Source organism: Streptomyces polygonati, assembly GCF_042650325.1.
GTDB lineage: Bacteria > Actinomycetota > Actinomycetes > Streptomycetales > Streptomycetaceae > Actinacidiphila > Actinacidiphila polygonati.
In genome coordinates this window covers 109,636-127,802 of sequence record NZ_JBHSBB010000010.1, presented here as the reverse complement: position 1 = coordinate 127,802, position 18,167 = coordinate 109,636, and the positions used below count along the sequence as shown (strand labels likewise).

The window sequence follows — 18,167 nt, the reverse complement described above, 5'->3', positions numbered from 1 at the left end:
CGGCGGACGGCGGGGCGGCGGAGCGCGAAGCACTGACCGGGGGCATGGCGAACGCGGGCGCGGTCTTCCGCCGGGGCGCCCTGGTGGAGCGTCCGGCGCCCCGCAACGCCCGGGCGATCCACGCCCATCTCCTCGCGCTGAAGGAGCAGGGCTTCGACGCGGCCCCGACCCCGGTCCGGCTCACCGCCGACGGCCGCGAGCAGCTGACCTTCATCTCCGGCGACGTGGCCGTACCGCCCTTCCCCCGCTGGGCGATGACGCCGGCCGCGCTGCGATCGGTGGGAGCCCTGCTGCGCCGCCTGCACGACGCGAGCGCGCGCCTGCCGGTCGAGGCCGGCGCCGACTGGCCCCGCGACCTTGCCGATCCGGAGGGGGGAACGATCCTGTGCCACAACGACGTGTGCCCGGAGAACGTCGTCTTCCGCGCCGACCGCGCCACCGCCCTGATCGACTTCGACCTCGCGGCCCCGGGCCGCCCCCTCTGGGACCTCGCGATGGCCGCCCGCTACTGGGTACCGATGCTCGACCCCGCCTCCGCGGCCGCGCTGTACCCGCACACCCCCGACGCACCGGCCCGCCTGCGCCTGCTCGCCGACAGCTACGGCCTGTCCCCTCGCGACCGCCTCGCCCTGCCCACCCTGATCGAACAGACCACCGCCGCCTGCCGCGCCTTCGTCGCCCGCCGCGTCTCCGCCGCCGACCCGGCCTACATCCAGGCCTTCACCGCCCGCGGCGGCTGGTCCCGCTGGGACCGCATCCACGACTGGCTGACCGCCAACCACGCCACCTTCACCGCCGCCCTCCTGCGCTGACCCCGCGGGGCCGCCGCGCGGGGCCGGCGCCCCGGATCAGTCCGCGGTGGCCGGCGCGGGGCTGACGCCGGCGCCGTCCTCCGGCGCCGCCGCTACCGCCGAGGGGTCCGGGACGTGCGGGAGGACGTCGGCGATGTAGCTCGCGACGGTCGCCTCCAGGCCGACGTCGCCCTGGGCGCGCTCGGACAGGTACCAGCGGTGTTCGAGGAGTTCGTGGTAGAGCTGGGCCGCCTCCATCCGGCCGCGGACCTGGTCCGCGGGGACCGAGCGGACGGCGGGGCGGAAGACGTCGCGGACCCAGCGGTGGGCGAGGACCTCGGGGCGGGCGCCGTGCGGGTCGCCGGGGGCGTAGTCGTCCTGGGTGGCCATCCAGTGCTCCAGGTCGTTGAGCAGGCTGCGGGCCTGGTTCTCCTCGGTGTCCAGGCCGGTCAGGCGCAGGAGTTGGCGCTGGTGGTGGCCGGCGTCGACCACCTTCGGCAGGAAGGTCACCGTGTCGCCGGCCGGGGAGCGCTGGATCTGCATCTCGGCGACGTCGAAGCCGAGGTCGTTGAGGCGGCGTATCCGGCGGTCGATGTAGTGGCGCTTGCTGGTCGGGTAGACCGACTCGTAGGTCAGTTCGTGCCACAGGTCGGCGTAGCGGGCCACGATCGCCTCACCGAAGGTGATCGGGTCGACCGAGGGGTGCAGCGAGCCGCCGGCCTCCAGATCCATCAGCTCACCGGCGATGTTGACCCGGGCCAGATCGATGTCGTAGTCGCGCTGCCCGTCGCTGAGCTTCGGCTGGATCTCACCGGTCTCGGCGTCCACCAGATAGGCGGCGTAGGCACCGGCGTCGCGGCGGAAGAGGGTGTTGGACAGCGAGCAGTCGCCCCAGGCGAAGCCGACCAGGTGCAGTCGGACCAGCAGCACGGCCAGCGCGTCCAGCAGCCGGTTCACCGTGCCCGGGCGCATCGTCGTCTCGAACATCGAGCGGTACGGCAGCGATCCGTTGAGGTGCCGGGTGATCAGCGCCGGCTCCAGCGGCGTGCCGTCGGCCGCCTCCCGTCCGGTGACCACCGCGATCGGGTCCACCGCGGGTATCCCCAGCCGGTCGAGGTCCCGCAGCAGCCCGTACTCGCGGTCCGCCGCCCACTCGCTGACCTCCTTGACCGCCACCACCTCGTCGCCGGCCCGGGCGAAGCGCACCACGTGCCGGGAGATGCCGCGCGGCAGCGCGACGAGGGAGGCGTCGGGCCACCGGTCGAGCGGCAGCTGCCAGTCCAGGTCGAGGAGATCCACCGGATGGCCCGCGTCGAAGGCCCTGATCTGCAACGGCACGGTACGCCTCGGCTCTCTCGTCGTCGGCAGGGAAGGGACGGTGAGGAGTCTATGCAGGTCGAGAACCGCCGCCGACGGGCCCGCCCACGGGGTGAAGATGCGGGGCCCGGTGACCGGCGCCACAGTGAAGGAAGGACCGACGGCCATCGCGCCGTGAACGTCACTGCGAAGGGGTGTCCTGTGGCAGCCAACGACAACGTGACCACGTCCGTGACCACCAGGAAGAAAGAAGTACAAGGCAAGACCTCGATCGCGGACTCGGTGGTGGCGACGATCGCCGGCATCGCGACCCGGGAGGTCGACGGCGTGTACGCCATGGGCGGCGGCGCTTCCCGGGCCGTGGGCGCCATGCGGGACCGGGTCTCGCGCGGGCCGGTCGACCCGACCCGCGGGGTGAAGGTGGAGGTCGGCGAGAAGCAGGCCGCCGTCGACCTGGACATCGCGGTGGTCTACGAGGCGGAGATCGGCAATCTCGCGGCCGAGATACGCAGCGAGGTCGCCACCGCCGTGGAGCGGATGACCGGCCTCGACGTCGTGGAGATCAACGTCAATGTGCGGGACGTCCATGTCCCGGGTGAAGAGAACGAAGAGGAGCCGGAGAACGCCAGGGTCCAGTGAGGCGTTCGCAGTTCGTCCGCGCGGTCGGGTCCGCGCGGGCCTGGAGTCCGACCGCAGTCGGCCGGTGGGCTTATACCACATAGTGTCACCGGCCGTGGCGGCGAGTTGCCGGGCGCGGCGTCACGCCTCAGCATGAGGTGACAGGAGACCGCCCGCCGTTCTCCGGAAAGGTGGCGCACCGCTTATGGGCCTGTACTTCGCGAACGCGATCGATGATCTGGTCGTCGACGCGCTGGCCGGTTTCGCCCGCGCGCACGCCGGGATGGTGGAGTGGGACAAGCCGAACGGTTTCGTACGCTCCCTGCACACCGCGCCGTCCCGCCGGGTGGGCCTGGTGTCCGGCGGCGGCTCCGGCCACGAACCGCTGCACATCGGCTATGTCGGCGCCGGGATGCTGGACGCCGCCTGCCCCGGCCGTATCTTCGCCTCGCCGCACAACCGCGCCATCTTCGAGGCGTCGCGGGCGGTGGCCCGTGAGCAGGGCGTGCTGCACCTGGTGAAGAACTACACCGGCGACAAGATCAACTTCGGCATCGCCGCCGAACGCCTCGCCCGGGAGGACATCCCCTGCGCCCGGGTGCTGATCGACGACGACCTCGCGTCGGAGTCGTCCGACGTGGCCACCGGCCGCCGGGGCACCGGGGCCACCGTGCTGGTGGAGAAGATCCTGGGCGCGGCCGCCGACACCGGGATGGGCCTGGGGGACCTGACCACTTTGGGCACCCATCTGGTCACCCGCTGCCGCAGCCTGGCGGTGGCCTCCGCGGCGCACACCGCGCCTCCCACCGGCCTGCCCGCCTTCGACCTGCCGGCCGGCGACATCGAGTACGGCGTCGGCATCCACGGCGAACGCGCCCGCCGCACCCTGGGCGGCGGCCGGCCGCTGCGCGATCTGGCCTCCGACATGGTGTCCGCGCTGGCCGACTCGCTCGACATGGGCCGCGGCACCCAGGTGATCGTGCTGGTCAACGGGCTGGGCGCGATCACCCGGATGGAGCTGTACGCGGCGCTGAACGAGGTGACCCGACTGCTCGACGACCGCGGCGCCGAGACCGTACGCACCCTGGTCGGCGATTTCGTGACCGCGCTGGACATGCGCGGCTTCTCGCTGACGCTGCTGGTGGCGGACCAGGCCACCCTCACCCTCTTCGACGCGCCGGCCCGTACCGCGGCCTGGCCGCGAGACGTTTCCGCCGGGTCGATGGAATCCATCGCCCACCCCTGACACGCCAGCCGGGCCGCGATCTCGCGGCCCGTTCCTGACACGCCGGCAATGACGGGAGACGCACCATGGCCATACGATCCGACGCCGCATCCGACGCCGCGTTCACCGAGGGGTTCACCGACGGCTGGATACGCAGGTACGCCGCCTCCGCCGCGGCGACCGAGGCGGAACTGAGCGCTCTGGACCAGCAGGTCGGCGACGGCGACTTCGGCGCGAACCTGGTCGCGGGACTGCAGGCGGCGGTCCGCCTGCTCGGCGAACTCGACGGGCCGGGCGCGGCGAGCGCGGCCGGTCCGCTGGACGCCGCGGCCGCGGCCTTCCTGGACGAGGTGGGCGGCACCAGCGGCCCGCTGTTCGGCCTGCTCTTCCAGGAGATGGCCGTCGCGGTGGGGTCGGCGGGCGACGGGATGTACGTCGGCGCGCTGGCGGTGGGGATCGGCAACGGGCTGTCCGCCATACAGCGCGTCGGCGAGGCGGCGGTCGGGGACAAGACCCTGGTCGACGCGCTGGTGCCGGCCTGTACGGCGCTGGCCTCGTATCCGTCGACGGCGGACCCGGTCGAGGCGCTGTCCCACGCGGCGCGGGCCGCCTGGGAAGGGGTGGCGAACACCACCCGGCTGACCGCCCGCAGCGGACGGGCGAGCTATGTCGGGGACCGCGCCGCCGGGGTGCCGGACCCGGGCGCGGTGGGCATAGGGCTGCTCTTCTCCTCCGCCGAGGCGACGGTCACCACGCTGGCACCCCTGCTGGGGGGCCCGGAGCCGGAGAGCGTGCCGGCCTAGCGGCCCTCCCTGACCCTCCCTCAGTGCCGGGCCGGTCCGCGTACCGGCCCCTCTCCTCCCGGCCCAGTGCGGCGGCCGGGAACGCCGGCGGGGCGCCTGACGGGTTGGCAGCGTCAGGCGCCCCGCGGTAGGCGCGGTCACCCCTTCATCGCGGTGACCCTCGCGTTTCGGCTACCGGCTGCGGGACCGGTGGCCGGACGCGCTCCGGCGGTCGGCCTCACACCGACAGCTGGTGGACCACCCTCTTGCTCGCCCAGTCGAAGATGGCCGGTTCGGCCAGCGAGGAGACCCACAGGTCGACGGACGCGGCGACCTCCTCGCCGGGCCAGGGGCCGACGCCCACGATGCGCAGTCCGGCCCGGGCGGCGGCTTCCACGCCGCAGCTGGAGTCCTCGACGGCCAGGGTGTCCTCCGGGGCGGCGCCGCAGTAGCGGGCGGCGGTCAGATAGACGTCCGGGTGCGGCTTGGGGCGGTTGCCGTCGTCGGGGACCACGATGTGGTCGAAGTAGTCGAGCATGTCCGCGTTCCGCAGGCAGGTCTCCACGACGTCCCGCGGGCAGTTGCTGGCGACCGCGAGCGGTGCGAACTTGGCGGCGTTCGCGACCATCTCACGGGCACCCGGCATGGTCTGCGGGTTCTTGGCCACCAGCGCGCGGAAGTGGCCGAGCAGGCCGGCGGTGAGCTCCCCGCCGAGTTCCGGGCGGCCGGCTTCGTCGGCCATGAGCTGCCCGCACTGGGTGTAGTGCAGGCCCTTGCTCCGCTCCGCGAAATCCGCGGCGGGAACGATACCGAAATCGGTCATGGTGAGTTCGCGGGCGTCCTGCCAATGGCGCTCGGTGTCCATGAGGGTGCCGTCGCAGTCGAAGACGATCGCCGCGGGGGTCCAGGAAAGGATGCGATGAGAAGTCATCGTGTTGGGTCCGTTCTGGAATGCCTGAAAGCGCCGGGGTAGCGCCGTATTTCGACGGCGATCGGTCCGGCGCGCCGGTGGATCCGGCAGGCGCGGGCTCTCGGTGGGCGCAGCCCGGGAAAAGCGGCTGTTCCAGGCGACCACCAAGAACATATCGATCGTTACGTTATGGAGGGAAACGCAGGGTGGTCAAGTAACCCCGGAGGGTGACCCCGGGTGTCGGCCGTAGCCGAGCACGCCGTAGGTCGCGCAGTGCGCGCCCTGGCGGATTCGAAAGACGCAGGTGAGGTGGTGCGGGACGCACTCGACCCGCGCGGGGGGCGCGAATTCGGTGAACCGGGCGGCGAACAAATGTCCTGATGTGGGGCGCAGCAACACGCCGCCGCTCGCCTCGGCCGCGGCCTGCCGGGCCGCCTCCAGCAGCACCATGCCGGGCACGTGATCGGTGACGTGGTCGAAGAAGAACGGGTGCATCGGGTCGGCCGGCTCCACCTCCAGGGCGCCCGCCTTCCGGGTGATCACCACGTCCCGCCAGTCGGCGACGCCCAGGGTGAGCGGGTCGGGCCGGCCTTCGGTGGTGGGGGGCGGCCGGCTTCCGGTGAGGCGGTCGGCGCGGACGTCGGCGTAGCGCGCCGCGGTGAGGAAGCGGGCGCCGCCCCCGGCGTGCGCGAAGGGGACGCCGCCGGTCAGATACGTGACGTGCAGCCGCAGGCCGCTGACCCGCCCGTCGTCCGCGCTGCGCCGGATATCGCTCACCGTGACCCGGCAGGTGATCTCCGAGCAGCCGCAGCCGATCCGGGGTTCCTTGTCGGCCATCAGGGCGAATCGCAGATCGGTGATCAGCAGCCGGGACTTCTCCGGGATGTCGAAGTACCGCAGCGGCACGTAGATGCCCAGCTGGCGCAGTGTCTCCACCAGGATCAGCGGGCTGTGCAGGTCACTGCCGTCGTGCGGGAAGGTCGGATGCGATCGCGGCCAGCTCGCCGCCGCCTCGAACCCGCCGGCCCGGTCCCGCCGTACGTCGGTCAGCAGCACCTCGGCGACCGATCGGCGGTGCACCATCTCCCGGGGCACCGTGCGGGACCAGCTCAGTTCATGGTCCGGTCCGTGTCCCGAGACTTCTCCGAGCGAAGTATTCATATCATAAGAAGAACTCACACCCTGCGAATACGCACGTGGATTGTGTGCTGGAATGCTTCCCGGATGTTACGTGAAGCGCTACATTGCCTACCGTTGGCAACGAGGTGGCATCCGGAGTGAGCGTGCAGGTACGTGCGACGGCGACTCGAAGGTTTCTCCTGGAGACCGCGGCGCGATTGTTCGACGAACGTGGTTATGCCGGGACCAGCATCAGCGACATCAGCGCGCTGTCCGGCCGTACGAGCGGTGCGATCTACTTCCATTTCGCCAGTAAGGAGAAACTGGCGCTCGCGGTGGTGGAGGAGCACTTCGCGACCTGGCCGGCGCTGGTGGCGCGGGTCCGCGCGGCGGACGGGCCGGCCCTGGAGAAGCTGGTCGCGCTGAGTTTCACGGTGGCGCGGTCCTTCCGGGACGACGTGGTGGTACGGGCCGGATCGCGGCTGTGGATGGAGCGCAAGGCGATCGACGAGCAGCTGCCCACGCCGTTCGTCGGCTGGATCGAGGCGGTCACCGCCCTCCTCGGGGAGGCCAGGGAGCAGGGCACGCTGGCCGACTCGGTCGTGCCCGAGAAGGCCGCGCTGGGCATCGTCTACGCCTTCTTCGGTCTGCACACCGTCTCGGACGCCCTGGAGGGCCGCGACCACATCGAGGACCGGCTGCACGACCTGTGGCTGCTGCTGCTCGCCGCGCTCCAGGCGGACCCCGACCCCGAGGCGCTGCTCGGCCGGGTGCACGCCGGGCCGGCGCTGCTCAGCCGCTGAACTCCCGCCGGTCCGACCGGTGTAGCGGGCCGGGGGCCGGGCTCGGGACGGGCGAGCTCTTGACGATCGGGCCTTTGGTCCAGTCCAATCTGGAGGCAGCTCCGCGTCCCCCCACGCCCAGCGAGGATGCCCGTCATGCGCAAACCCGTCAGCGCCGTGCTCGCCCTCACCGCCGCCGCCCTGAGCGCCGCCGCGCTGCTCAGCCACCAGGCCGCCGCGAACTCCCCGCAGGCAACCGCCGCTCCGCAGGCCGCCGCGAGCGCCGGCCTGCTGACCAACGGCACCTTCGAGGCCGGCCTCACCGGCTGGACCTGCTCCCCGCTGGACTCCGCCGTCAACTCGCCCGTGCACAGCGGTGGTCAGGCGCTGAAGGGAGCGGCCTCGGCCGCCGACTACGCCCAGTGCGCGCAGACCGTCTCCGTCCAGCCCGGCGCCACCTACACCCTCAGCGCGTATGTCCGCGGCGCCTACGTCTACCTCGGCGCGACCGGCACCGGGGTCAACGCCAGCACCTGGACGCCGAACGCGGCCGACTGGGCCCCGCTCACCACGACCTTCACCGCCGGGGCCGGCACCACCTCGGTGACCGTCTTCACCCACGGCTGGTACGGGCAGGGGACATACGGGGCCGACGACGTGCTGCTCAGCGGACCCGGCGGCTCCGGCGGTTCCACCGGTGGTACGGGCACACCCCCGCCCACCACGCCGCCGCCGACGACGCCCCCGCCGACCACCACACCGCCCCCCGGCGGCGGTTCGGTGGTCCAGGTGAGCACCAGCGCCCAGCTCAAGGACGCGCTGGCCGCCGCCAGCCCGGGCCAGACCATCCAGTTGGCGGACGGCACCTACACCGGGAACTTCAAGACCACCGCCTCCGGCACCGCCCAGAACCGCATCACCCTGACCGGCTCGGCCCGCGCGGTCCTGACCACCTCCACCGGCGGCGGCGACGGCCTCTACCTCAACGGCGCCTCGTACTGGACGGTCAAGGGCATCACCCTCACCCACGCCCAGAAGGCCATCATGCTGGACACCGCCAACCATGTGGTGATCGACTCGGTGACCGTGTACGGCACCACCATGGAAGGCATCCACTTCCGCAACTCCAGCCAGTACGGCGTGCTGGAGAACTCCTACGTCCACGACACCGGCACCGCGCACGACGGCAAGGGCGAGGGCGTCTACGTCGGTACCGCCAACACGCTCACCGACCAGAGCGACTACGTCCAGATCCTGAACAACACCATCGGCCCGAACGTCGGCGCGGAGAACATCGACCTCAAGGAAGGCACCACCGGCGGCCTCGTCTCCGGCAACACCTTCGACGGCAACGGCCTGACCCTGGTCAACTACGACGACTCCTGGATCGACGTCAAGGGCAACGCCTACACCATCGAGAACAACCACGGCGTGCACACCCTCAAGGACGGCTTCCAGACCCACACCGTGATCGACGGCTGGGGCTGCGGCACGGTCTTCCGCCACAACTCCTCGGACCTCACCGGCGCGACGGTCGCCCCCGCGTACGCGATCGACGTCACCAACTACGACGCCGCCAGCTGCCCGGTGACCGTCACCCGCGACAACACGGTGACCGGCGGCGCCGGGCTGACCAACCCCGGTGTACCGCTGTCGAATTGACGCGGGCCCATCAGGCGCGGACCTCCAGTTCGCTGCCGGTGGCCAGGATCGTCGAGGACAGGTGCTTCAGGCCCTCCGCGCCCTTCGCGCCGCCGACCCCCTCCCGGAGGTCGATGATGTGGAAATTGCGCAGGAAGGCCGGCAGGCTCGACTTGTCCGGGCCGCCGGGCAGCAGCACCGGGATCAGCCGCGCCGGATTCGTGTTGAGCCGCGCCTCGACATGCCGCTGCAGGAACACGCTGTACTCCTGCAACTGCCAACGCCCCATCGAATGCGGGCCGATGGCCACCACCATGGCCGGGACGGTGTCCAGGATCTCCTCCAGCTGGGGGATGTACTGCGTGCCGGCCTTGATCGTCTCGTCGTCCACCCACGGCGCGATCCCCTCCTCGCGCAGCGCGGCGTTGAGCCGCTCGATCTGCGCCCGGTCGGCACTGTTGTAGGAGATGAACACATGGAAGCGGTGCTCGCGCTCCCGGGCCGGCAGGACCGCCAGCCGGCTCTGCCGCTCCTGCTGGTGCTCCGACTCCTTCGCCCAGTGCTCGGTGGCCCGGTCGGAGACCGACACCTCCTCGACCAGTTCGTCCAGCGGCATCATGTGACCGCACAGCGGACAGGGCACCGATGTCCTGCCCTCCTTGCGGCTGAGCGAGACGATCGACGGGCTCACCGTCGGGTGGCCGTCCGGGCATTGGTAGACCCGCTGCCGGTCCACGCTGTCCGGCAGGGCGAGTTGCTGGATCTGGGTGTGGATGTAGCGCAGGAACTGGAGTTTCAGCTCCTTCTCGGTCCGGTCGCCGAAGAACGCGACCAGCCGGCCGGCCGAGTCGTCGAAGGCGTCCGGGTACTCCACGAAGAACCCGCAGACCTGGGCGGGCGTGCTGCCGGTGAGCACGATGGCGTTGCGGAACAGCGAATGCTGCGCGAAAGCCAGGGAGTTGATCAGCCGGACCGCGATGGTGGCGTAGATCGCGGACACCGGACCGGTGAACTCGAAGGACACCGTGGGCGTGTACGTCCCCGGCAGGTCGGGGGCGTCCAGCCGGATCTCGGAGGGGAAGACCAGCATCGGGCCCTTCTCGGTCGGCGTGCGATAGGCCAGCCCCCGTCCGACGACCTCCTCGACCGCGGTGAGCAGCATCACCGACTCGTCGTTGCCCTGCGCGATCTCCTCGTGCTCGAACTCCCCGGAGATGGCGGACCGTTCGGAGATGAAGCCGAGCCCGTCGGGTTCGGCGCGGGCGGCGTGGCCCAGCGAGGCGACATAGCTGTCCAGCGCTTCGGGCTGGAGCAGCCAGCGGTCCTGGAAGGTCACCTTCGCCACCAGGCCGGCCGTCTGGAGCCGGCTGAGGCAGACGTCGAAGACCGTGTCGTCCACCTCGCCGACGAGCGCCTGGAACTGGTCGTAGAGCTCCCGCTTCGACGCCAGCAGACTGCCCATCTCCTTCTCCCGCCACAGGAACTGCTGGACCTGGAAGAAGATCCTGGGCGCGACGATGGTCGGCACCCGGTCCCAGTCGATGCTGTCCAGGATCGCGGCGCGCAGTTCGCTGACGTTGACCCCGCTCTTCGCGCTGGTCTCGAAGTAGGCGCTGAAGCCGAACTGCTCGACGATCAGCCGGGTCCGCTGGTCGCTCGCCGACAGCCCGCCGCGGTCGGAGCGGGCGGAGACCAGCACCTTGTGCAGAGCGCTGTCGCCCGCGCTCTGGTCCAGCGCGCGGGCCCAGTAGGAGATGCCGCGGAAGGGATCGGTCTCGCTGCGCGAGTCGAAGACGACCAGGGCGACGGTGGTGTCCCGCAGCGACAGCCGGTGGACGAGCCGGTAGCCGGGCTGGCCCGCCAGGTCCCACAGGTGCGACTCGCGGATCTCCTTGGTGTAGGCGACGGTCTGCACCGTCTCGCGCTCCAGCGTCCAGACATGCCGCCCGTGGGTCGACTCGGTCGGCATGAAGGCCTGCTGGGACAGCACCAGACTGAGCCCCGACTTGCCGACGCCGGTGTCGCCGACGACCACGACCTTGGCGTTCTTGTACTGGACCGGCGGCTGGCTGGCCGAGGGGACGTTGGCCGGCACCGAGGAGAAGGAGACGGCGGTGCCGCTGAGGTCGGCGTGCACGAGTTCGCCGGTGGCGGCGAGCACCTTCCCGAACGGCCGCAGCGGCGTGGCCGCGAGCGTGCCCTCGATGGTGCTGACCGCCGCCCAGCTCGCCAGGTCCCAGAACTGGTAGCGCCCGCTGGTGTCCATCACGTAGAGCATCGCGCCGTCGGCGGTGAAGCCCACGCCGACGAGCGGGATGCCGTGCGCGTTCTCCAGCACCCGCTCCTCGGCCGGCCCGGAGTCGCGCACCGCCCAGATCCGGACGGACGAGTCGCCGCCGCACCCGGCCAGCATGCCGCCGTCCGGGCTCCAGGCCAGCGCGGTCAGCCGCATCTTCAGCCCCGCCAGCGAAATGGTGCGGGGAACGTCCGTCAGGCCGGCGCCGATCACCCACAGCGCCCCCGCGTTGCCCCACGCCAGGTCGCCGCGGGCCGACCACGCCAGCGCGGTGTTGCCCCCGGTGTCCGGCAGCCGCCGGACCGGCGCCAGATTCTCGGCGTCCAGCAGTTCCATCCCGCCGCCGCGGCTGCCCACGGCGATGGAGGTCCCGTCGCCGGACCAGCTCAGGGAGAAGACATGGTGGGTGAGCGACCCCATGCTCTCGACCTGCCCGGTCTCCAGGTTCCAGGTGCTGACCTGATTCCCGTAGGCGGTGGCGATCCGCTGTCCCCGCGGCGCCCAGGCCACCTTCTCGGCCGGGATGTTCCACCAGGCATAGCTGTGCGGGCCGCGTTCGTAGACCAGGATCTTGTTCGAACTGCTCAGATTGTCCGAGTCCACGCAGCAGATCGCCAGCCGCTCCTCCCCGGGATCCCAGGCGAAGTGCTGGGCCACATGGCGGTCGGGCACTTGGAAGTAGGACGAGATTTCGGTCGGTGCGTTCACGTTTCCCCCGGAGCGTGCCGTGCGAGTGCGGCTCAGTCTGCGGCCGGGGGCCGGGCGGTCCGGGGGGAGTGGCCGTTTCGTTACGTCGCCGGTCCGCCGAAAGGTCCTCGCGCCGGCGCTCGGCGGCAACGCGCGGATCGTCGCTCTGGAAGCCGTGCCGCCCGGCTCGATATCATCCAACCGCTGCGCCACCGGCGCCGGACCGGGGCCACCGGATGGAGCCACCGGATGGAGAACGCCCATGAGCCCTGCGGTGGACCTCGTCGTCTGCCTGGTCGGTGCCGGACCGCGCGGCCTGTCCGTCCTGGAGCGGCTGTGCGCCCATGAGCGCAAGTCGCCGTCCTGCTCCTGGCTGACCGTCCACGTGGTGGACCCGGCGGAGCCCGGGGCCGGCAGCGTGTGGCGGACCGACCAGTCGCGCCATCTGCTGATGAACACCGTCGCCTCCCAGATCACCGTCTTTACCGACGACCGGGTGAGCATCGACGGCCCGATCGAACCCGGTCCGAGCCTGTACGAGTGGGCGCGGAGCCTGCCGCGGACCGCCGCCCGCGACGAGACGCGAGACCCCGGAGACCCCGGGGACCCCGGTGACCTCGAAGACGCCGAAGACCCCGACGCCTGGGACGACATGGGCGCTCCCGAAGCACCGGAGACTCCCGAAGACCTCGCGGAGGCCGCCCGGCTCACCCCCGACGCCTATCCCAGCCGCGCCTTCTACGGCAGCTACTTGCGCGCGTGCTTCCGGCGGATCGTCCGCAAGGCCCCCGTGCACGTCACCGTCAAGCAGCACCGCTCCCGGGTGGTCCGGGTCGCCGACGCGCTGGGCGACCCGGACGGCCCGCAGAGCCTGCGGCTGGAGAACGGCGTCTGGCTGCACCGGGTGGACGCGGTGGTGCTGGCGCAGGGGCACGTGCCCACCCGGCCGACCCCGCGCGAGGCGCGGACCGCGACCCTGGCCCGGATCCACCGGCTGACCTACCTGACCCCCGCCAACCCCGCCGACGTCGACCTGTCCGGCATCGGAGCGGGCGAGACGGTGCTGATCAGAGGCCTGGGCCTGAACTTCTTCGACCATATGACGCTGCTCACGGCCGGCCGCGGCGGCATCTTCCGCCCCGAGGGGGACCGGCTGGTCTACCTGCCGTCGGGACGCGAGCCCAGGATGTACGCGACCTCCCGCCGCGGCATCCCCTATCACGCGCGCGGCGAGAACCAGAAGGGCGCGTACGGCCGTTACACCCCCCGGCTGCTGACCCCCGCCCACATAGCCGCCCTGCGGGACCGCTCGGCCGGCGCCCGGGGCATGCGGTTCATGACGCAGCTGTGGCCGCTCATCTCCAAGGAGGTGCAGAGCGTCTACTACCAGGCGCTGCTGGGCGCCGAGGGCCGCGCCCGGGAGGGGGAGGAGCTGGGCAAGCTGTTCCTGCGGGCGCGCGGGGAGCGCGCGGAGGGCGATCTGCTGGACGCGTACGGCGTCGGCGCGCGGCGGCGCTGGAGCTGGGAGGGGCTGCTGACGCCCTACGCCGGACGGGAGTTCGCCGACCGGGAGGAATTCAGGGGCTGGCTGCTGGAGTATCTGGCCCGCGATGTCCGCGAGGCCAGGGCCGGCAATGTCAGCGGTCCGCTCAAAGCGGCCCTCGATGTGCTGCGCGACCTGCGCAACGAGGTGCGGCTCGCGGTGGACCACGCCGGTCTGGACGGCGCCTCGCACCGGGACGACCTGGAGGGGTGGTACACCCCGATGAACGCCTTCCTGTCCATCGGCCCGCCGGTCTCCCGGATCGAGGAGATGATCGCGCTGATCGAGGCCCGGGTGCTGGTCGTCACCGGACCGGGCACCGAGGTCCGCATCGACCCGCGACGGCCGGCGTTCGTCGCGTCCTCGACCGTCGTACCCGGTCCGCCGGTGCGCGCCTCGGCGCTCATCGAGGCGCGGCTGCCGGAGCCCGACCTGCGGCGCACCGCGGAACCCCTGCTGAGCTATCTGCTGGCCACCGAGCAGTGCACGACCTACCGCATCCCCAGCGGCCCCGGCGCGGGGTACGAGTCCGGCGGGCTGGCCGTCACCGAGCGCCCCTACCGGCTGCTCGATCCGCGCGGCCGAGCGCACCCGCGCCGCTTCGCCTACGGCGTCCCCACCGAGTCCGTGCACTGGGTGACGGCGGCGGGCATCCGCCCGGGGGTCGACTCGGTGACGCTGGGGGACTCGGAGGCCATCGCCCGCGCGCTGCTCGATCTCGGCTCCGGCCCGCCCGCCGCCGCGACCGGCCCGGCCCTTTCCGCCGAGAACCCCAGCATCGGAGTGATCGTATGACCGGCAATCAGGACCTTCTCACCGACGCGGGGTTGCTCTCGCCGGTCCGGGCCGGCACCCCGGTCGAAGCCGAGGTCTGCGACCTGGCCTGGCTCCAGGCCATGCTGGACGCCGAATCCGCGCTGGCCCGCGCCCAGGCCCGGCTCGGCACCCTGCCGCGGTCGGCCGCGGCGGCCATCGCGGCCGCCGCGTACACCGACCGGCTGGACCTGCGCGAACTGGCGCTGGCCGCCCGGGAGACCGCCAATCCGGTGGTCGGGCTGGTCCGGGCGCTGACCGCGCTGGTGGCCGAACACGACCCGGCGGCGGCGGAGTACGTGCACCGCGGCTCGACCAGCCAGGACATCTTCGACACCGCGATGATGCTGGTCAGCGTCCGTGCGCTGCGGATCGTCCGGAGCGATCTGGCCCGGGTCGCGCGGGCGCTGGCCGATCTGGCGGCGGAGCACCGCGACACCCCGATGGCCGGGCGCACCCTCGCCCTGCACGCGGTGCCGACGACCTTCGGGCTGAAGGCGGCGGGCTGGCGGCAGTCGGTGCTCGACGCCGACCGGCGGCTGGCGGAGCTGCTGGCCGGACTGCCGGTCTCTCTCGGCGGCGCGGCGGGGACCCTGGCCGGATACCTGGAGTACGCCCGCCTCGACGGCGCGTGGGCGGTCCGCGACCCGGGGGAGTATCCGGACGAGCTGGTCAGGGTGTTCGCCGAGGAGACCGGACTCGCCCGGCCGGTGCTGCCCTGGCACGCGCTGCGCACGCCGGTCGCCGACCTGGCGGCGGCGCTGGCGCTCACCGCGGGCGTCCTCGGCAAGATCGCGGTCGATGTGCAGTCGATGGCCAGGACCGAGGTCGGGGAGGTGGCCGAGCCGGCCGGCGCCGCCGGGCGCGGCGCCTCGTCGGCGATGCCGCACAAGCGCAACCCGGTGCTGTCCACGCTGATCCGCAGCGCGGCGCTTCAAGTGCCGGTGCTGGCAGCCGGTTTGACGCAGTGCCTGGTCGCCGAGGACGAGCGCTCGGCCGGGGTCTGGCACGCCGAGTGGCAGCTGCTGCGGGAGTGCCTGCGGCTCGTCGGCGGCGCCGCGCACACCGCGGTCGAACTGGCCGAGGGACTGGAGGTCCGGCCCGGCCGGATGCGCGGCAATCTCGACCTGACCGGCAGCCAGATCGTCTCCGAGCGGATCGCGGCGGTGCTGGCGCCGCAGCTGGGCAAGGCCGCGGCGCGGCAGCTGCTCACGCGGGCCTCGGCGGAGGCCGCGGCCTCCGGCCGGCCGCTGCCCGAATTCCTGGCGGCGGCACCGGAGGTGGCGAAGCGTTTCACGCCGGAGGAGGTGGCGGCGTGGTGCGATCCGACCGCCTACCCGGGGGCGGCCGGCCAGCTGGTCGACCGGGCGCTGCGGGTCGGCGGACCGGAGCCGGCCTGAGGCAGCCGGGCCGGCGACCGCCCGGGACCGGAAGGCCGCCGCGGCGTCATTCCCCTTCGGGAGCGGTGTAGGTGCCGGGGACGTAACGGCTGCCGACGGCCGGCGCGAGGGAACTGAGCCGCTCGACCTGCTGGTCGGTGAGCTTCACCGCGGCGGCGGCGAGATTCTCCTCCAGCCGGGACACCCGTTTGGTGCCCGGGATGGGGACGATGTCGTTGCCCTGCGCCAGCACCCAGGCGATGGCGACCTGTGCGGGGGTGGCGCCGACCTCGTCCGCGACGGCCCGGACCTCGTCCACGATGCCGATGTTCCGGTCGAAGTTCTCCTCGCTGAAGCGCGGGTTGTCCCGGCGCCAGTCGTCGGCGTCCAGATCCGCCCGGGAGCGGATCTGGCCGGTCAGGAAGCCGCGTCCCATCGGGGCGTACGCGACGAAGCCGATGCCGAGTTCGCGCGCGAGCGGCAGGATCTCCTGCTCGGGGTCGCGGCTCCACAACGAGTACTCGTACTGCAGCGCGGTGATCGGGTGCACCGCGTGCGCCCGGCGGATCCGGTCCGGCAGGGCCTCGGACAGGCCGATGTGCCGGACCTTCCCGGCCGCGACGAGCTCGCTCATCGTCCCGACGGTCTCCTCGATCGGCGTGCCGGGGTCGACCCGGTGCTGGTAGAGCAGGTCGACATGGTCGGTGCGCAGCCGCCGGAGCGATCCGTCCAGCGACGCCCGGACGTTCTCCGGACTGCTGTCGAGGGTCTGCTGCTGGTCGCCGTTCGGATGGGAGATAAAGCCGAACTTCGTGGCCAGCACCACCTGGTCGCGCCGCCCGGCGACCGCCCGGCCCACCAACTCCTCGTTGATGTAGGGCCCGTAGGACTCGGCGGTGTCCAGGAGGTTGACCCCGAGGTCGAGCGCCCGGTGGATGGTCCGGATGGACTCGGCGTCGTCCCTGGGGGCGTCGTTGTTGTAGACGGCGGACATGCCCATGCAGCCAAGTCCCAGATGGGAAAGGCTCAGTCCGGGGAATGCGGCGCTTTCCATACGTACGGCCTCCATGTTCTGAGGGGGCAGCCGGGGGCTCGGGGGGAGCGGGTCGGGCCGGCGGGGACTCGGCGGAAAGGGTCAGCCGAAGGCGATGACGCTGCGGCCGTGGGCCTTGCCCGCGCCCATCGCGTCGAGGGTGGCGGGCGCGTCGTCGAGGTGGATCGGGGTGACCTCCGGCAGGATGCCGTGCCGCGCGGAGAAGTCCAGTGTGTCCCGCAGGTCGTGCGGGGAGCCCGACGGCGAGGCCATGACCCGCAGCCGGTTGAGCACCATCACCTGGGCCGGCAGCGCGAGGGGCTCCTCGCTGTAGCCGCACAGCACCAGCGTTCCGTCCGGAGCCAGGCCGCCGATCGTCGCCGCGGCGGCGCTGTTGGACGGTGCGGCGTTCAAGATGACGTCGGCCCCGCCGTCCCAGGCCCGCAGCGCCTCGCCCGGGTCCTGGTCCCTGGAGGCGATGAACAGCTCGGCCCCCAGCGCCTTGGCCGTGTCCGCACCGCGCCGGGACCGGCCGACGACGGCGACCCGGGCGCCCATCGCCACCGCGTAGCGGATGGCGAGGGATCCGATGGTGCCCGCGCCGACCACCGCGATCTTGGAGGTGGGTCCGGCTCCCGCGTGCCGCAGCCCGTTGAAGGCGGTGAGCCCGGCGCACATCAGGGGGGCGGCGGCGACCGGGTCGAGCCCGGCGGGAAGCGGCGTCACGAAACCGGCCCGCAGCAGGGTGTATTCGGCGTAGCCGCCGTCCACCACCACCCCGGTGATCCTCTTGTGCGGGCACATGATCTGCTCGCCGCGTACGCAGTAGTCGCAGGAGCCGTCGGAGTCGTAGAGGAACTGGCCGCCCACGGCCGTCCCGACCTCCGGCCAGCTCACACCTTCGCCGAGGGCGGTGATCACGCCGGTGATCTCGTGCCCGGGGATCACCGGGAACCGCGCGAAGGCGTACACCCCGTTGAGCAGATTCAGATCCGAGTAGCAGACCCCGCACGCGGTGACCTCGACCAGGATCTCGCCGGGACCGGGCTCCGGAACGTCACGTTCGGTGAGGGTGAGGGGCTCGTGGACTCCTGTTGCGACACCAGCGCGCATCACGGTCTCCAGGGATCGGGGGTCCATGCCGACGTCGCAGCGCTCGGGCTCCCGGTGCGGGACCGGCCGCGGATGAATCCAGCGTGAACCGGGCCCGGGGGTCCCGCAACCGCAGCCG

At 72.2% G+C, this 18,167-nt stretch carries 13 protein-coding genes and 2 pseudogenes; 9 read left to right on the top strand and 6 right to left on the bottom strand.

What is annotated here, in order from left to right; genetic code table 11:
* Positions 1–44: 44 nt before the first annotated feature.
* Entirely contained in the window at positions 45–812 is a 768-nt protein-coding gene (locus ACFO3J_RS13255) for a phosphotransferase enzyme family protein (RefSeq protein WP_386430202.1), read from the top strand.
* A gap of 36 nt (positions 813–848) precedes the next feature.
* Here the strand turns inward: ACFO3J_RS13255 and ACFO3J_RS13250 are convergent, their stop codons facing one another.
* The gene (locus ACFO3J_RS13250; RefSeq protein WP_386429414.1) at positions 849–2,129 is read right to left on the bottom strand and encodes a DUF4032 domain-containing protein; all 1,281 of its coding nucleotides are present in this window, start codon (positions 2,127–2,129) and stop codon (positions 849–851) included.
* 198 nt (positions 2,130–2,327) lie between these two features.
* Here ACFO3J_RS13250 and ACFO3J_RS13245 point away from each other — a divergent pair, with 198 nt between their 5' ends.
* The 3 genes from ACFO3J_RS13245 to ACFO3J_RS13235 all read left to right on the top strand — a co-directional run bounded on the left by ACFO3J_RS13245 (position 2,328) and on the right by ACFO3J_RS13235 (position 4,754).
* On the top strand, positions 2,328–2,747 hold the full coding sequence (locus tag ACFO3J_RS13245) for an Asp23/Gls24 family envelope stress response protein (RefSeq protein WP_386430201.1): 420 nt from the start codon (positions 2,328–2,330) through the stop codon (positions 2,745–2,747).
* A gap of 184 nt (positions 2,748–2,931) precedes the next feature.
* Positions 2,932–3,972: a dihydroxyacetone kinase subunit DhaK gene (locus ACFO3J_RS13240; RefSeq protein ID WP_386429412.1), complete on the top strand. Its 1,041-nt coding sequence runs from the start codon at positions 2,932–2,934 to the stop codon at positions 3,970–3,972.
* A 65-nt stretch (positions 3,973–4,037) separates the two neighbouring features.
* Positions 4,038–4,754 carry a DAK2 domain-containing protein gene (locus tag ACFO3J_RS13235; protein ID WP_386429410.1) on the top strand — a complete coding sequence of 239 codons (717 nt, stop codon included), beginning with the start codon at positions 4,038–4,040 and terminating at the stop codon, positions 4,752–4,754.
* Positions 4,755–4,971: 217 nt separating this feature from the next.
* Here the strand turns inward: ACFO3J_RS13235 and ACFO3J_RS13230 are convergent, their stop codons facing one another.
* On the bottom strand, positions 4,972–5,664 hold the full coding sequence (locus tag ACFO3J_RS13230) for an HAD family hydrolase (RefSeq protein ID WP_386429408.1): 693 nt from the start codon (positions 5,662–5,664) through the stop codon (positions 4,972–4,974).
* A 189-nt stretch (positions 5,665–5,853) separates the two neighbouring features.
* Complete coding sequence (locus ACFO3J_RS13225) at positions 5,854–6,804, bottom strand: ScbA/BarX family gamma-butyrolactone biosynthesis protein (RefSeq protein ID WP_386429406.1); 951 nt, start codon at positions 6,802–6,804, stop codon at positions 5,854–5,856.
* A gap of 122 nt (positions 6,805–6,926) precedes the next feature.
* Here ACFO3J_RS13225 and ACFO3J_RS13220 point away from each other — a divergent pair, with 122 nt between their 5' ends.
* The 3 genes and pseudogenes from ACFO3J_RS13220 to ACFO3J_RS13210 all read left to right on the top strand — a co-directional run.
* The gene (locus ACFO3J_RS13220; protein ID WP_386430200.1) at positions 6,927–7,565 is read left to right on the top strand and encodes a ScbR family autoregulator-binding transcription factor; all 639 of its coding nucleotides are present in this window, start codon (positions 6,927–6,929) and stop codon (positions 7,563–7,565) included.
* 126 nt (positions 7,566–7,691) lie between these two features.
* Positions 7,692–8,156 (top strand): annotated as a pseudogene (locus ACFO3J_RS13215) (carbohydrate binding domain-containing protein); the annotation flags it as partial.
* A gap of 168 nt (positions 8,157–8,324) precedes the next feature.
* Positions 8,325–9,206: pseudogene (locus ACFO3J_RS13210) on the top strand (right-handed parallel beta-helix repeat-containing protein); the annotation flags it as partial.
* Between the two features lie 10 nt (positions 9,207–9,216).
* On the opposite strand, the gene ACFO3J_RS13205 reads toward ACFO3J_RS13210, so the two are convergent.
* Complete coding sequence (locus tag ACFO3J_RS13205) at positions 9,217–12,189, bottom strand: TIR domain-containing protein (protein ID WP_386429405.1); 2,973 nt, start codon at positions 12,187–12,189, stop codon at positions 9,217–9,219.
* Positions 12,190–12,430: 241 nt separating this feature from the next.
* On the opposite strand from ACFO3J_RS13205, the gene ACFO3J_RS13200 reads away from it, so the two are divergent.
* Complete coding sequence (locus ACFO3J_RS13200; protein WP_386429403.1) at positions 12,431–14,506, top strand: FAD/NAD(P)-binding protein; 2,076 nt, start codon at positions 12,431–12,433, stop codon at positions 14,504–14,506.
* Positions 14,503–15,924 carry a 3-carboxy-cis,cis-muconate cycloisomerase gene (gene pcaB / locus ACFO3J_RS13195; protein WP_386429401.1) on the top strand — a complete coding sequence of 474 codons (1,422 nt, stop codon included), beginning with the start codon at positions 14,503–14,505 and terminating at the stop codon, positions 15,922–15,924. The genes ACFO3J_RS13200 and pcaB overlap by 4 nt, the downstream gene beginning before the upstream one ends.
* Before the next feature lie 46 nt (positions 15,925–15,970).
* Here pcaB and ACFO3J_RS13190 read toward each other — a convergent pair whose 3' ends face one another.
* Both ACFO3J_RS13190 and ACFO3J_RS13185 read right to left on the bottom strand, forming a co-directional pair.
* Complete coding sequence (locus ACFO3J_RS13190; protein ID WP_386429399.1) at positions 15,971–16,957, bottom strand: aldo/keto reductase; 987 nt, start codon at positions 16,955–16,957, stop codon at positions 15,971–15,973.
* Positions 16,958–17,038: 81 nt separating this feature from the next.
* Entirely contained in the window at positions 17,039–18,049 is a 1,011-nt protein-coding gene (locus tag ACFO3J_RS13185; protein WP_386429397.1) for an alcohol dehydrogenase catalytic domain-containing protein, read from the bottom strand.
* Between the last annotated feature and the right edge of the window lie 118 nt (positions 18,050–18,167).

What these genes read in the sequence shown, in the direction of transcription:
- ACFO3J_RS13190 (WP_386429399.1), bottom strand. Translation starts at nt 16,957, where the DNA reads ATGGAAAGCGCCGCATTCCCCGGACTGAGCCTTTCCCATCTGGGACTT.
- ACFO3J_RS13235 (WP_386429410.1), top strand. Translation starts at nt 4,038, where the DNA reads ATGGCCATACGATCCGACGCCGCATCCGACGCCGCGTTCACCGAGGGG.
- ACFO3J_RS13230 (WP_386429408.1), bottom strand. Translation starts at nt 5,664, where the DNA reads ATGACTTCTCATCGCATCCTTTCCTGGACCCCCGCGGCGATCGTCTTC.
- ACFO3J_RS13225 (WP_386429406.1), bottom strand. Translation starts at nt 6,804, where the DNA reads ATGAATACTTCGCTCGGAGAAGTCTCGGGACACGGACCGGACCATGAA.
- ACFO3J_RS13185 (WP_386429397.1), bottom strand. Translation starts at nt 18,049, where the DNA reads ATGCGCGCTGGTGTCGCAACAGGAGTCCACGAGCCCCTCACCCTCACC.
- pcaB (WP_386429401.1), top strand. Translation starts at nt 14,503, where the DNA reads ATGACCGGCAATCAGGACCTTCTCACCGACGCGGGGTTGCTCTCGCCG.
- ACFO3J_RS13240 (WP_386429412.1), top strand. Translation starts at nt 2,932, where the DNA reads ATGGGCCTGTACTTCGCGAACGCGATCGATGATCTGGTCGTCGACGCG.
- ACFO3J_RS13255 (WP_386430202.1), top strand. Translation starts at nt 45, where the DNA reads ATGGCGAACGCGGGCGCGGTCTTCCGCCGGGGCGCCCTGGTGGAGCGT.
- ACFO3J_RS13200 (WP_386429403.1), top strand. Translation starts at nt 12,431, where the DNA reads ATGAGCCCTGCGGTGGACCTCGTCGTCTGCCTGGTCGGTGCCGGACCG.